This is a genomic window from Bacillus sp. FSL R5-0286 (genome assembly GCF_038593245.1).
GTDB lineage: Bacteria > Bacillota > Bacilli > Bacillales > Bacillaceae > Bacillus > Bacillus altitudinis.
The window spans coordinates 678,217-691,786 of record NZ_CP151977.1 but is presented as its reverse complement, the minus strand read 5'-3'; the positions used below and the strand labels follow the sequence as shown (position 1 = coordinate 691,786).

Genomic DNA, 13,570 nt, shown 5'->3' with positions numbered 1-13,570 from the left:
GAGTGTTCAAAAGGAGGTCATGAGTCTATGGCGATTCTCGTCAAAGATGCACTCTCGCTCGATATGATGAAAGAAACCAAACTGCTTGCTGGAGAAAATGGACTGGATCGTCTTATCCAGTGGGTGACCATTGTGGAAATTATTGAGGACACGTCTAGACTTTCCGAAGGAGAATTACTTGTTACAACTGGATTTGGACTGACAGAAAATAAAGAAAGACGCATCCGGCTTGAAAAATTAATTCAATCTCATCGTCTTTCAGCCATTGCCATTTATAAAGGCGTGTACTTAACGGAAATTCCCGCATCACTCATTGAAGCCGCCGAAAATAGCGGTATTCCACTCATCGAGATTCCGCCCCATGTCAATTTTTCAGACATCACAAAAGCCGTTCTAGAACAAATCGTCAGCAGTCAGCTCCATCAGCTCAAATATTCTTCCGCGATTCATCAAAGACTGACCCATTTAAATGTGAGCAATAAAAATGTCACGCAAATTACAGATGAATTGGCACATCTCACAGCGGCAAATATCGTCGTACTGGATGTGTTTTTGCACCAAACAGCAGCTCATCTCGAAACAGACGAAGTGACCTATTCTCCTGCTTTTGGCTTTCTAACAGATGACGAACCGATTGAAACCTCTTCTCTGCTCAAGCAGGCAGAGGAAAAAGGCCGGCTCGTCTATGACACATATGGTGCGTTTGTTCTAGCGGCATGCCCTGTGATTGCAATGGGGGATATTTTCGGGTTCATTGTGGCGTTAAAGAAAAAAGAGACGTGGCACCATCTCGATGCCATCGCCATTGAGCATGCCGGTGCGGTGTATGCGATTGAATGGTTGAAACAAAAAGCCATTCAAGATACAGAAAACCAAATGCAGGGGCATTTATTGGATGATATGCTGCAACAGCAATACACAGAAGAAAGTTATGTCATCGAACAAGCAAGAAAGCTGCAATATGATATGAGCGAAGAACAAGTCGTCATCTACTTTCAATTTCAGCATCAGCACACACAGCTCGACCATCAAATGGTGCAGCGCCTATCCCAATTGCTCACATCCATTTTTGAACGCAGACAAATTCCTTTTTTATTAAAGGCAAGGCTTGATTCCATTTTCGTCTTGACGCCTGCAGGGAAAAGCACGTATCAAGAAACAAATTGGTATCGCGCATCAGAAGAATGCCGCAGTACTTGGTCTTATTTTTTCCCCGTCCATCCCATTGTGATTGGCATTGGAAGAGCCTACGACCAGATCAGTCTCTTTGCTAAAAGTGCAAAAGAAGCCCAGTATGCAGCAAGGCTTCTTCCTCTTTTGAAAACAGATGACAGCATCATTCATTATCAGAAGCTCGGTCTATATGGGATGCTGCTTGAAATGAACGAAGCCGGAATGAATTTGCATGACTTTTACGTGGAGCTGTTAAGCCCGCTGCTTTATACAAAAAAACAAGGAGCTGACCTCATTCATACACTCGAAGTGTATTTGGCACACAATGAAAATATTCAAAAGTCAGCGGGGGAATTGTTTATTCACCGGCATACGTTAAGCTACCGGTTGAAACAAATTGAAACGAGAACAGGCTGCAGCCTCAAATCCACTGATGATCGGATGAAGCTGCAGCTGAGTATCATGGCGTACCGCCTATCTGGTCTGCTTGATCAGATGAGAACCATCTCATGATTCATTTGGCGTTTTGACCCATAGATTCATATCTTCAATTTTGTCAAAAATATAGCAGTTGTTTTGAAAGCGTCCGGTGTATGTATACCCGAGCTGATAAAATACTTGATTCATTCCATAGGACAGTGCACGGGCAAGAGAATAAAAGACATAAATGTGCATGGATTGAAGCTCTTGTTCGAGGGCTAGAATCAAATGATGCATGAATCCTAGTTTTCTGTATGTGGGAAGGGTTGCACAATCTGTTAATTCTGCATGACCATACGGTGCATTGATTTCAGCGGATGCGGCACTTACAAGTTGACCGTCATGTTCAACGGCATAAAAAACCGTCCCTTCCTCCATTACCTTTCGGATGTAATCTGGCTCGTTCATTGGCGTGGGGTACGTTTCAAAGACCGTATCATAGAGCGCTGCCAGCTTGTGCACATCCTCTGGACCGGCTTTCCTCATCACATACTCATCCTGCCACACGCCTTGGTCTTTTTTAATCGGCTTTTCTTGAATAGACGCAACGATTTCATCTTCCTTCAGCCAAAATGGGCTGTTCATTCGATCTTCGGTCAGAAAGAGCGACATGCCGTACGCATCACTTCCGAGGAAATAATGAGAAAACACGCCTTCAAGCCGAAAGCCTTTTGCTAAAAAAAGAGGCATATGCTCGCGCCTTACTTTTACAATAACCTTAGACGCCTTGCAGTCCGCCGCTTCCTGAAGCACGGACTGAATCACATCCTGCACCCTGCCGCTATAGTCATCCAAACGAATTCGCTCATTGAATGGATCCATACAGATCAAAGCAGAAAAACGCTCGTTTGCAAGTTTCTTCAATTGCACCATACACTCATTCCCCTCTTAGCTAATGAAAAACTTCCAAATTAAAAATGAAGAAATAGCAATGCCAGAAAAAATGGATAGGATCATATAACTAATGGCTGAAGCTTTTTTCATTTTATTGTGTTTAATGGCAAATAACATAATGTTATTTATATTTATGAGAAATAAAATGATCATGAATATTGCAAAGAGAATAATTGCCTTAAATTCCATGTTGCCTCCTCGTGAATGGGTCATCCAATAACACTTCTCCAAATTCGGGCTATATCCCTTCTAATCATCAAAAGAAGAAAAAACACCTTTCCATCTCGTCAGATAGAAAGGTGTTTTGATTAAACCAATTTTCTCGAAAATTTCAGAAAATAATTTCTATAATTAACGATGTTTAGTACCACTATTATTCCAATATTTGTAATGATTTGAAGATTTAGAAACTGAGAAACTACCAGTTACTGTTACCCCTTTTACTGCTGCAGAACCACTTCCACTTATTGATACATTAGTGGTTCCATTATTATAGAAGTCTCCATTTACATACCACCAAATAGCAGTTGGAGAAGTTATTTTTGCTTTAACTTTACCAGCAAAATGTTTTGAACCAAGGCTAGAATATCTGTCTAAGTCTATATCTTCAATATATTTAAATTGTACAAATGATCCACTCGCATATGTCCAAGCATAAATTTGAACTTTAGGTTGATATAAAAAACCTACATCCTGAACAATTGTCATTTTATGCATACTGTATTTTGTTGCAGCTGTACTAAATTGTTTCTTTGATAAATTTGTAGAAGATTTTTGAACTTCTTTCTTAGAGATACCCCTTGATTTGGATACTTCCTTAACATATTGATCATATGAAATTTTTTCAATTTTGGTATTTCCTGTTTTACCTAAATTATGAACCTTATTAAGATTGATAGAACCAAATTCTTTAGCAGAAGTTGGTGCAGGAATAGCAAAAGCTGAGCTTACTAATACGAGAACTAGAAGAACTGATGAAATCACTTTTTTCATTATTATACCTCCCTTTGTAATATATTAAATTTATAACATTAAAATGAAAATAAAAAGGTTTTTTTATACATTTAAAGTAATTTTAAGGTTTATCTGTGAGTTTTATAATATAAAAAAAGACCCACTCACATAGTGAGAGAGTCTAGTATAATCATGTAGTTTTCCCCGCAGCCTTCAGCGCACGGGCGCCAATGTCACGGCGATAAAATAAACCTGGCTGAATGATTTCTTCAACCGCTTCATACACTCTTGATCTTGCCGCTTCAAATGTGTCGTCAAATGCGGTCACATTTGCTACACGGCCGCCATTTGTGACGAATTGATCGTTTTCCTTTTTTGTTCCTGCGTGGAAGGTGACGACATCAGAGACCGTTGTTTGCAAAGCACCGATTGGTGTGCCTTTTGCGTAGTCTTCCGGGTATCCTTCTGATGCAAGAACGACACTGACAGCGGCTGTGTCTTTCCACTGCAAGTCCACATCTTTTCCATCTAGAATGTCTAGGAAGACTTGAACTAGATCTGATTCAAGACGAGGAAGCACTACTTGCGTTTCAGGGTCGCCAAAGCGTGCATTGAACTCAATGACCTTAGAGCCTTCTGGTGTCAGCATTAAGCCCGCATATAAAATGCCTGTAAACGAACGCTCTTCCTGCACCATCGCGCGAGCTGCTGGTTTGACGACGTCTTCCACCGCTTTTTGTACGATTTCATCAGAAATTTGTGGAACCGGTGAATAAGCGCCCATCCCGCCGGTGTTTGGTCCTTTGTCATCTTCAAATGCCCGTTTATGATCCTGTGCGATCACCATCGGATACACCTTTTCTCCATTGACAAAGGCCATCAGAGAAAACTCTTCACCTGTTAAAAATTCTTCAATGACAACCGATGCACTCGCATCGCCAAACTTTTCATCCTCTAAAAAGTCATGCAGGCAGTTGATTGCCTCTTCAAGCGTCATTGCAACTGTCACGCCTTTTCCTGCGGCAAGCCCATCTGCTTTAATGACAATTGGGGCACCCTTTTCTTCCACATATGCCTTCGCTTCTTCAAACGATGTAAAAGTGGCGTAAGCGGCTGTCGGGATCTCATAATTTTTCATTAAGTCTTTTGCAAATTCTTTTGAGCCTTCAATGACTGCGGCTTTTGCATTCGGTCCAAATACCTTTAGACCTGCTTCTTCAAATGCATCGACGACACCTGCAATTAAAGGAACCTCTGGACCGACAATTGTTAAACCGATGTTATTGTCTTTTGCAAAACGAATTAACGCCTCATGATCTCCCTCGTCGATTGGGACAAGCTTCGCAGCGTCTGTCATTCCATCATTGCCGGGTGCGACAAATACTTGGCTGACAAGTTCGCTTTGATTCACTTTCCATGCGATGGTATGCTCTCTTCCGCCTCTGCCGATAATTAATACGTTCACACTGTCATCCCCTTAATGTTTGAAATGTCTAACGCCAGTGAAGACCATGGCGATGCCGTATTCATCTGCTTTTTGGATTGATTCTTCATCACGAATGGAACCACCTGGCTGGATGATCGCTGTGACGCCTGCCTTTGCAGCAGCTTCCACTGTATCGCCCATTGGGAAGAACGCATCAGATCCTAGTGCGCTTCCTTTCGCTTTTTCACCTGCTTGCTCAATCGCAATGTTGGCCGAGCCAACACGGTTCATTTGACCAGCACCAATACCTGCTGTCATTTGATCCTTCGCTAGAACGATGGCATTTGATTTCACATGCTTGACGACTTTCCAAGCGAGCTTTAAGTCTTTCCATTCGTCTTCAGTCGGTTCTCTTTTCGTTGGAATAGAGATCGTTGCTTCCTCTAAGCCGTATGTGTCGATATCCTGAACGAGCAATCCACCATGAACACTTGTGAGCTGCTTTTCTTTTTTCCCAAGATCTGCTTCTACATCTAATGTTAGTAGACGAAGGTTCTTTTTCGCTGTTAACACGTCAAGTGCTTCTTGGCTAAACGATGGAGCGATGACGATTTCTAAGAAAATCGTATGGAGCACCTCAGCCGTTTGCTTGTCTACTTCACGATTAAGCGCCACAATGCCGCCGAAAATAGATGTTTCATCTGCTTTAAATGCACGATCAAATGCTTCTGCAATCGTTTCCCCTGTCCCAACACCACATGGGTTCATATGCTTTACAGCCACAGCCGCTGGCTCCGTAAATTCACGTACAATTTGAAGAGCTGCATCTGCATCTTTGATGTTGTTATAGGAAAGTTCTTTTCCATGTAATTGCGTTGCAGTAGCTAAAGAGCCTTTGCTTGGAAGTGCATTTTCATAGAACGTCGCCGCTTGGTGCGGGTTTTCTCCATAACGAAGAGATTGTTTCTTCTCAAATGTGACTGTGAACTGTTCTGGCTCTGTTTCACCAACAAAGTTCGTTAAATAATCCGCAATCAGGGCATCGTAAGCAGCTGTATGACGGAATACTTTTGCTGCAAGCTCACGTTTTTTCTCTAGTGATACGCCGCCTTCTTTGATTTGTTGAACGACAGAATCATAATCACGCGGGTCTACAATCACCGTGACGTCCTGATGGTTTTTAGAAGCAGCACGAAGCATACCCGGTCCGCCAATATCAATGTTTTCAATCGCTTCTTCATACGTGACATCGTCTTTGGAAATGGTCTCTTTGAATGGATATAGATTCACAACGACAAGATCAATTGGCTGAATGCCGTGCTTTTCGATCTGTGCCATATGCTCATCGTTTTCTCTCACTGCTAACAGTCCACCGTGAATGTTCGGATGAAGCGTTTTGAGACGTCCGTCCATGATTTCTGGGAAGCCAGTCACTTCAGAAATACCAATCACATCAATGCCGTTCTCTTGAAGAAGTTTGTGTGTACCACCAGTTGAAATCACTTCAACGCCAAGTTCTGTTAGTTCTTTCACAAAAGGTACAAGATTTGTTTTATCGGAAACACTGATTAATGCGCGTTTGATCGTCATGCCTTTGTCACCTCATTAAGATAATTCTAAAAGTGATTTGATCACTTTTGGATATAGTGTATGTTCTAATTCATGCATTCTTTTTTCAATGGATTCAAGGTCTTCCCCTTGTTCAATATGAATGGCTGCTTGATCAATAATCGGGCCGGTATCCATGCCTTCGTCGACATAATGAACCGTGATGCCTGCCACTTTGACTCCTGCATGATAGGCTTGTCCAATCGCATCGAGTCCAGGAAATGCTGGCAGTAAAGAAGGGTGGATATTCACGATTTTCCCTCTAAATGCATCAAGCAATGTCGGACCGATCAGTCGCATATACCCAGCGAGAAAAATCCATTCCACTTCATGCAGCTTCAGCTGTTCAATGATGGTTTGCTCAAAAGCGGCTTTACTCGGGAAAGCCTTCGGCGTAAAAGAAAAGGACGGAATGCCCTCTTTCTCTGCCCGCTCCAGCACCTTCGCACCCGGTTTATCACAGATCACAATGGCGGCTTTTGCCGGCCACTGTTCTTCTTTTAACGTATCAATAATGGCTTGAAAATTTGTCCCGCTTCCAGAGGCGAAGATCGCAAACTTTTTCATGAGAGGCTTCCACCACCGAAAGTGACGCCTTCTCCTTTTTGAACTCGTCCGATAAGAAAGGCTTTCTCTCCGTCTTGTTCAAGTCCGCTGATCACATCCACAAGATCATCCTCTTTGACGGCTAGGACAAAGCCGATGCCCATATTAAATACATTGAACATCTCTTCTGCTTTTAATTGCCCTTTTTCTTGGATAAAGGAGAAAATAGGCGGGACCGGCCATGAGCCGTTATCAATCTCAACACCAAGTCCTTCAGGTAGCATACGTGGTAAATTCTCAATAAAGCCACCGCCTGTCACATGTGCCATACCGTCAACCTTGCCAGCTTTCACTTGTTTAAGAACAGGCTTGACATAAATCTTCGTCGGTTCCAGCAGCTCTTCTCCAAGCGGTCTTGTAAAAGGTTCATACGTTTGGTGAAGGTCTAGACCTGCGTCTTCCAGCAATACTTTTCGTACAAGAGAATAGCCATTGCTATGAATTCCGCTAGAGCTGAGTCCAATCAGCAAATGACCTTCCTTGATGTTCTCACCTGTGACGATTTCATCCTTTTCAACGACACCTACAGAAAATCCAGCAATATCATATTCTTCTTCTGTGTAAAGACCCGGCATTTCTGCTGTCTCTCCGCCGACAAGCGCTGAACCAGACTGCTCGCATCCGTCAGCTACACCTTTGACGATGGATTCAATTTTCAAAGGATCTGCTTTTCCAACTGCTAAGTAATCTAAGAAAAAGAGCGGCTCTGCCCCTTGTGCAAGTACATCGTTCACACACATAGCAACAGCATCTACACCGATCGTATCGTGTTGATCCATTAAAAATGCTAGCTTTAATTTCGTACCAACACCATCTGTTCCTGAGACAAGAACGGGCTTTTTGTATGGCAGTTCAGATAAATCAAACATACCGCCAAATCCGCCTAGAGCCCCCATGACACCTGCTCTTTTTGTACGTTCTACGTGTGTTTTCATTCGTTTAACGGCTTCGTATCCTGCTTCGATGTCGACACCGGCGTTTTTATATGCTTCTGACATCCCATTCACTCCTTTTATCTGCTTGTCTTTCATGTATTTTCGGCAGAATGAAAGAGCAGCATATCAAATCACGTTGACTGCTGCTCCATTATTCGATTATTTCGTCAGGACTGTTTCCTTCACATGAGGAAGGACAGTATCTTCATAAATTTCGGTCGGGTATTTTCCAGTAAAGCATGCTAAACACTGACCACGCTGCGGATCATCATACTTTCTGCCAATCCCGTCCATTAAACCGTCTACAGATAAAAATGCAATGGTGTCTGCACCGATTTCCTGTCTAATTTCTTCCACTGAATGAGATGATGCAATCAGCTCTTCGTGTGTAGACGTATCAATTCCATAAAAACACGGATGAGCGATTGGCGGTGAACTAATGCGTACATGCACTTCCGTCGCTCCCGCTTCTCTTAGCATCGTCACAATCCGGCGGCTTGTGGTTCCGCGTACGATGGAATCATCCACCATGACGACACGTTTGCCTTCGACCACCCCGCGCACAGCAGACAGCTTCATGCGCACGCCCTGCTCACGCAATGCTTGAGACGGCTGAATAAATGTCCGGCCGACATAACGGTTTTTAATTAAACCTAGCTCATATGGAATACCTGTTGCTTCGGCATAACCAATCGCTGCAGAAATACTGGAGTCTGGCACACCTGTCACGACATCTGCTTCGACATGTGCTTCTTCTGCAAGCTTCTTGCCAAGATTCTTTCTCGCACTATGCACGTTGATGCCATTGATATTGCTGTCCGGTCTTGAGAAATAAATGTATTCCATGCTGCACATGCTGCGGTTAATGTTCATCGAGAAACGCTCAGATTTTAAGCCGTCATCATTAATGATCAGCATTTCGCCAGGCTCTACATCTCGTAAATAGGTAGCACCGACGACATCAAAGGCACATGTTTCAGAAGCGACAACATAAGCATCCCCAAGCATACCAAGTGAAAGTGGGCGTAATCCGTTCGGATCAAGCGCTACGATCATTTCTGTTTCCGTCATGATTAGGAAAGCATAAGCTCCTTTTAACATAGACAGAGCATTTTTGATTTGATCCTTCAAATCCATATATCCGCTGCGCTTAATTAAGTGAGCGAGCACTTCGGTATCAGAAGACGTTTGAAAAATACTTCCTTGGTTCTCTAGCTGCTGTTTTAATTGCGTTGCATTGACCAAGTTTCCATTATGAGCAAGGGCAAGACTGCCATTGTTTTGCGAGCGGAAGAAGAGGGGCTGCACATTCTCAAAGCCGCCTCCGCCTGCTGTCGCATACCGAACGTGTCCGATCGCACCTTTTCCCTTTAAATCCTTAAGCTCACCATTTTGGAACACTTCCGTAATCAGTCCAAGGCCTTTGTGTGACGTCAGATTTTCACCGTCTGTTGCAATAATTCCCGCACCTTCTTGTCCTCGATGCTGAAGGCTATGCAATCCGTAATATGTGATTTGCGGGGCTTCTTCGTGTCCCCAAACCCCAAAGACGCCACATTCTTCGTTTAAGCCTCTGATTTCAGCAAGCATGGGATCGCTCCTTTCCATGCGCGTTCAAGCTCGTTGACTGCCGCATGAATCCATTGTTGTCCTTCTTGATTTTTGACAGTGAATACACCATCATTTGTGACCGTTCCGACTTCTTTTGCATCTTGCACAGCCGCAGCAAACGCTTCGCGGTTTTCTGGTTTCACTGTGACGACAAAACGTGACTGTGATTCACTGAATAGTGATGCAGCGCTGTTTAGATCGAGCTGGATATCAGCGCCAAGACCATCTGTTCCAAATGTACTTTCAGCTAGAGCTACACCAAGACCGCCTTCAGAGACATCATGTGCTGACTGAACAAGTCCGTTTTGAATCGCTGCTAACAGGGCTTCTTGACGCGCCAGTTCTACATCCAAATCAATTTCTGGTGCTTTTCCGTAAATACGGCCTTCTGTCATTTTTTGAAGCTCACTGCCTGCGAATTCTTCCTTCGTTTCACCAATGACGAAAATCACATCGCCTGCCTGTTGGAACGATTGAGTCGTAATATGAGCTGTATCTTCAATCAAACCAACCATGCCAATAACTGGCGTTGGGTAAATGGCTGTTCCATTTGACTCGTTATATAAAGAGACGTTACCGCCGATGACCGGTGTGCTTAATGTACGGCAAGCTTCGCTAATGCCGTCAGCAGACTTTTCAATCTGCCAGAAGATTTCTGGTTTCTCCGGGTTACCGAAGTTCAAGTTATCTGTTACTGCAAGCGGACGAGCGCCTGAGCAGACAATGTTACGTGCAGCTTCTGCGACGGCGATCTTCCCGCCAACCTCTGGATCAAGGTAGAGATAACGTGCGTTACAATCTGTTGTCATCGCAAGAGCTTTTTTCGTCCCACGGATTCTGAGCACGCCCGCATCAGAGCCAGGTGCAACGACTGTGTTTGTACGAACCATATAGTCGTATTGATCGTAAACCCATTCTTTACTCGCAATCGTTGGCTGTTTTAACAGCTGTTTCAACGTATCTGCTGCATCTGTGATCGCTGGAGCTTCCACTTTTGTTTCTAAAAACTCGCGATAGTATGCAGGCTCACTTGACGGCTTGTGATAAACCGGTGCTTCTTCTGCAAGTGCATCAACTGGAAGCTCACACACTACTTCTCCTTGATGGAGTAAACGAAGCATTTTATCGTCTGTCACATGACCGACTGAGACTGCTTCAAGATCGTATTTTTCAAAAATATCAATGATTTCTTGCTCACGGCCTTTTTCAATGACCAACAGCATTCTCTCTTGGGATTCAGACAGCATCATTTCATACGCTGACATGCCTGTTTCACGCTGAGGGATCAGGTCTAGGTTCATTTCGATACCTGAACCGGCTTTACTTGCCATCTCTGCACTTGAGCTAGTTAAGCCAGCCGCTCCCATATCTTGAATGCCCACAAGCGCATCATTTTTGATGACTTCAAGGCATGCTTCAAGCAAAAGCTTTTCCATGAACGGATCGCCGACTTGAACTGCTGAACGTTTTTCTTCTGATTCATCAGAAAATTCTTCAGACGCAAATGTTGCACCGTGAATCCCGTCACGTCCCGTTTTAGCACCAACGTACATGACCGTATTGCCAACACCTTTTGCCTGCCCTTTCTTGATGTCTTCATGGTTGATTAACCCTACACACATCGCGTTAACGAGCGGATTGCCTTCATAACTTTGATCAAAATGAACTTCTCCGCCGACTGTTGGAATACCGATACAGTTTCCATAGCCTGCAATCCCTGCCACTACTTCTTCAAACAAGTACTTCACGCGCGGTGAAGTCAGTTCACCAAAACGAAGAGAGTTTAATACCGCAATTGGACGAGCCCCCATGGAGAATACATCACGGATGATTCCGCCGACACCTGTTGCCGCTCCTTGATACGGTTCAATTGCAGATGGATGGTTATGTGATTCGATTTTAAATACAACCGCTTGGTTGTCTCCAATATCAACGATTCCAGCGCCTTCCCCAGGACCTTGAAGAACATGCTCTCCTTTTGTCGGGAATTTGCTTAAAACAGGCTTTGAGTTTTTATAACTGCAATGCTCTGACCACATGACAGAAAAGATACCTGTTTCTGTGTAGTTTGGCAGCCTGCCAATAATGGATTCGATTAAAGCGAATTCTTCATCACTCAATCCCATTTGCTGATACAATTTCTCTTCTTTAATTTGCTTGTGACTTGGTTCAAGCAGTAGTGACATGAGTGTCCCTCCAATTTTTCACGATAGATTGAAACAATTTAAGTCCGTCTGCGCTGCCTAGTAATGAGTCAACCGCGCGCTCAGGGTGCGGCATCATGCCGAGTACATTGCCCTGTTCATTCGTTACACCTGCAATTCGATTGACACTGCCGTTAATATCGTCACCGTAAGTGAAAGCGATTTGGCCTCGTTCAATCAGCTTCGCTAACGTGTCTTCGTCACAGTAGAAGTTACCTTCACCGTGTGCTACAGGAATCGTAATCGATTCACCTTTTTGATAACCGCTTGTAAATTGCGTTTCGTTGTTCTCTACAATGAGTTCAACTGGACGACAGATAAATTTTAGATCTTTATTCCGTCTCATTGCACCTGGCAAAATGCCAAGCTCCTGAAGAATTTGGAACCCGTTACAAACACCAAGAACAGGTTTTCCTTCCGCAGCTGCTTTTTTCACAGCCGGCATGATGTTAGAAAAACGAGCAATCGCACCACATCTTAAGTAATCCCCATAAGAGAAACCGCCTGGTACGAGTACACCGTCAAAACCATCAAGACTCGTTTCGTCGTGCCATACATATTCAACTTGTTCACCTAACTCATCTTGAATCGCATGGTACATATCGATATCACAGTTAGAGCCAGGCAAGACGATCACTGCAAACTTCACTGTGCGACAACCTCCTCCACCTCATAGCGGTAATCTTCAATCACCGTATTGGCAAGCAATTTTTCACACATTTCTTTGACCACTGTATCTAAGTCACGTTCTGATTTCTCAATGACTAGCTCCATATATTTCCCGATACGGACATCCTTTACTTCCTGATAAGACATGCTGTGCAAAGCGTGCTGCACGGCACTTCCTTGTGGATCAAGAACGCTCTCTTTTAAGCTGACAAAAATTTTCACTTTATACATGTTTATGGCCTCCAAGTCTTTTGAAAATTTCTTCGTATGCATTTGTTAAGCCGCCCAGGTTTCGTCTGAACACGTCTTTATCAAGCTTTTCGTTTGTGTCTTTGTCCCAAAGCCTGCACGTATCAGGTGAAATCTCATCAGCTAGCAAAATACGATTCTCGTGATCTATTCCGAATTCAAGCTTGAAATCAATTAAATTCACATGGCAATCTGAGAAGATTTGCTTCAATTCTTCATTCACTTGTCTTGTGATTTGTTTCATTTCCTCGACCTGCTCAGGTGTCGCTGCATGTAAAATGCGAATATGATCTTCTGTAATGAGCGGATCACCAAGTGCATCATCTTTGTAGTAAAACTCGATCAAAGGTGTGTCCAGTTTCGTTCCCTCTGGAATCCCAAGACGCTTTGACATACTGCCTGCCACCACGTTTCGCACAACGACTTCAAGCGGTACGATGTCTACCTTTTGAATGAGCTGTTCTGTTTCAGATAGGCGTTTCACAAAGTGATTGTTGATCCCTTTCTCATGTAGCATTTGAAAAATCAAGCTAGAAATTTCGTTATTCAGTCTGCCTTTGCCTTCAATTTCCGCTTTCTTTTCACCGTTAAATGCTGTAGCTGAGTCTTTATATTCGACATATAAAATATGCTCGTCATCGGTCTGATAGATTCTTTTCGCTTTGCCTTCGTAGAGAAGTTCTTGTTTCACAGTCATTCAGATTGGCCTCCTAATTTGAATGTTGGCAATTTTCAGGATTAGGCGCCTGACTAGCAGGCGG

General features: G+C 43.5%; 12 protein-coding genes. 1 reads left to right on the top strand and 11 read right to left on the bottom strand.

Going from position 1 to position 13,570, the window contains the following annotated elements:
• Positions 1-27: 27 nt before the first annotated feature.
• A complete protein-coding gene (locus NST24_RS03445) occupies positions 28-1,686 on the top strand; it encodes a PucR family transcriptional regulator (protein ID WP_019743753.1) in 1,659 nt (552 codons plus the stop codon).
• Here the strand turns inward: NST24_RS03445 and ablB are convergent.
• The 11 genes from ablB to purC form a co-directional block, all read right to left on the bottom strand.
• Positions 1,681-2,526 (bottom strand): putative beta-lysine N-acetyltransferase, encoded by an 846-nt coding sequence (gene ablB / locus NST24_RS03440; protein WP_342462324.1) that lies wholly within the window; start codon positions 2,524-2,526, stop codon positions 1,681-1,683. The two genes, NST24_RS03445 and ablB, sit on opposite strands and share 6 nt — an antisense overlap.
• Before the next feature lie 372 nt (positions 2,527-2,898).
• A complete protein-coding gene (locus tag NST24_RS03435) occupies positions 2,899-3,540 on the bottom strand; it encodes a hypothetical protein (protein WP_071167948.1) in 642 nt (213 codons plus the stop codon).
• A gap of 151 nt (positions 3,541-3,691) precedes the next feature.
• A complete protein-coding gene (gene purD / locus NST24_RS03430; protein WP_212361077.1) occupies positions 3,692-4,966 on the bottom strand; it encodes a phosphoribosylamine--glycine ligase in 1,275 nt (424 codons plus the stop codon).
• 12 nt (positions 4,967-4,978) lie between these two features.
• Positions 4,979-6,517 (bottom strand): bifunctional phosphoribosylaminoimidazolecarboxamide formyltransferase/IMP cyclohydrolase, encoded by a 1,539-nt coding sequence (gene purH, locus NST24_RS03425; RefSeq protein ID WP_008344287.1) that lies wholly within the window; start codon positions 6,515-6,517, stop codon positions 4,979-4,981.
• A gap of 15 nt (positions 6,518-6,532) precedes the next feature.
• Complete coding sequence (purN, locus tag NST24_RS03420; RefSeq protein ID WP_342462323.1) at positions 6,533-7,102, bottom strand: phosphoribosylglycinamide formyltransferase; 570 nt, start codon at positions 7,100-7,102, stop codon at positions 6,533-6,535.
• On the bottom strand, positions 7,099-8,139 hold the full coding sequence (purM, locus tag NST24_RS03415) for a phosphoribosylformylglycinamidine cyclo-ligase (protein ID WP_017366751.1): 1,041 nt from the start codon (positions 8,137-8,139) through the stop codon (positions 7,099-7,101). The genes purN and purM overlap by 4 nt, the downstream gene beginning before the upstream one ends.
• Positions 8,140-8,235: 96 nt before the next feature.
• Positions 8,236-9,666 (bottom strand): amidophosphoribosyltransferase, encoded by a 1,431-nt coding sequence (gene purF / locus NST24_RS03410; RefSeq protein WP_039168587.1) that lies wholly within the window; start codon positions 9,664-9,666, stop codon positions 8,236-8,238.
• A complete protein-coding gene (gene purL, locus NST24_RS03405) occupies positions 9,642-11,873 on the bottom strand; it encodes a phosphoribosylformylglycinamidine synthase subunit PurL (protein WP_024719398.1) in 2,232 nt (743 codons plus the stop codon). The genes purF and purL overlap by 25 nt, the downstream gene beginning before the upstream one ends.
• The gene (gene purQ / locus NST24_RS03400) at positions 11,857-12,540 is read right to left on the bottom strand and encodes a phosphoribosylformylglycinamidine synthase subunit PurQ (protein WP_008344292.1); all 684 of its coding nucleotides are present in this window, start codon (positions 12,538-12,540) and stop codon (positions 11,857-11,859) included. Before purQ ends, purL begins: the two co-directional genes overlap by 17 nt.
• On the bottom strand, positions 12,537-12,791 hold the full coding sequence (gene purS / locus NST24_RS03395) for a phosphoribosylformylglycinamidine synthase subunit PurS (RefSeq protein WP_008344293.1): 255 nt from the start codon (positions 12,789-12,791) through the stop codon (positions 12,537-12,539). Before purS ends, purQ begins: the two co-directional genes overlap by 4 nt.
• Positions 12,784-13,506 carry a phosphoribosylaminoimidazolesuccinocarboxamide synthase gene (gene purC / locus NST24_RS03390; RefSeq protein ID WP_007496901.1) on the bottom strand — a complete coding sequence of 241 codons (723 nt, stop codon included), beginning with the start codon at positions 13,504-13,506 and terminating at the stop codon, positions 12,784-12,786. Before purC ends, purS begins: the two co-directional genes overlap by 8 nt.
• Positions 13,507-13,570: the final 64 nt, after the last annotated feature.

Bases quoted from the DNA above. Each gene is read 5' to 3' on its own strand.
- purN (WP_342462323.1), bottom strand. From the start codon at position 7,102: ATGAAAAAGTTTGCGATCTTCGCCTCTGGAAGCGGGACAAATTTTCAA.
- purF (WP_039168587.1), bottom strand. From the start codon at position 9,666: ATGCTTGCTGAAATCAGAGGCTTAAACGAAGAATGTGGCGTCTTTGGG.
- purL (WP_024719398.1), bottom strand. From the start codon at position 11,873: ATGTCACTACTGCTTGAACCAAGTCACAAGCAAATTAAAGAAGAGAAA.
- purH (WP_008344287.1), bottom strand. From the start codon at position 6,517: ATGACGATCAAACGCGCATTAATCAGTGTTTCCGATAAAACAAATCTT.
- NST24_RS03445 (WP_019743753.1), top strand. From the start codon at position 28: ATGGCGATTCTCGTCAAAGATGCACTCTCGCTCGATATGATGAAAGAA.
- purS (WP_008344293.1), bottom strand. From the start codon at position 12,791: ATGTATAAAGTGAAAATTTTTGTCAGCTTAAAAGAGAGCGTTCTTGAT.
- ablB (WP_342462324.1), bottom strand. From the start codon at position 2,526: ATGGTGCAATTGAAGAAACTTGCAAACGAGCGTTTTTCTGCTTTGATC.
- purC (WP_007496901.1), bottom strand. From the start codon at position 13,506: ATGACTGTGAAACAAGAACTTCTCTACGAAGGCAAAGCGAAAAGAATC.
- NST24_RS03435 (WP_071167948.1), bottom strand. From the start codon at position 3,540: ATGAAAAAAGTGATTTCATCAGTTCTTCTAGTTCTCGTATTAGTAAGC.
- purM (WP_017366751.1), bottom strand. From the start codon at position 8,139: ATGTCAGAAGCATATAAAAACGCCGGTGTCGACATCGAAGCAGGATAC.